Source organism: Elioraea sp. (genome assembly GCF_051860475.1).
In the GTDB taxonomy this organism is placed as follows: Bacteria; Pseudomonadota; Alphaproteobacteria; order Acetobacterales; family Acetobacteraceae; genus Elioraea.
Window position 1 is genome coordinate 1 of record NZ_JBHYDW010000319.1, and the last position, 539, is coordinate 539.

Sequence of the window (539 nt, forward strand, 5' to 3'; positions counted from 1 at the left end):
GCCCCGGGCAGGGGATACTTAAGTTGAGGTATATGAAGGTATGCTCGGTCTCCAAGGTGCCCGAGCATTCGACGGTTAAGGAAAACAATCGGCCATGAAGATCGCGACCTGGAACGTCAATTCGGTCCGCAAGCGGACGGGAAACCTGATCTCGTGGCTCGAGCGGGCCAAGCCCGACGTCGTCGTGCTGCAGGAGATCAAGGCGCAGGAACCGACGTTCCCCAAGCTCGAGGTCGAGGCCGCGGGCTACAAGATGGCGATCGTGGGCCAAAAGGGCTTTAACGGCGTCGCCCTCCTCTCATTGCATCCGTTCGATGTCACCGCGCGCGCGCTGCCCGGCCATGTCGAGGACGAGCCGGCGCGCTACGTCGAGGGCCGCGTGCTCACGCCGCGCGGACCGCTCACCGTCGGTGGGATCTACCTGCCCAACGGCAATCCGATCGGCACCGAGAAATTCGCCTACAAGCTCGCCTGGATGGAGCGCCTGCTCGGCCACGCCCGCGAGCTGCTGGCCAAGGAAGAGATGTTCGCCCTCTGCG

Annotated in this window: 1 protein-coding gene; it reads left to right on the forward strand. The window is 64.0% G+C overall.

What is annotated here, in order from left to right; translation table 11 throughout:
- Positions 1-94: 94 nt before the first annotated feature.
- The coding region (locus ACTIFU_RS23995; RefSeq protein ID WP_439580828.1) for an exodeoxyribonuclease III at positions 95-539 on the forward strand (445 nt) is incomplete at its 3' end.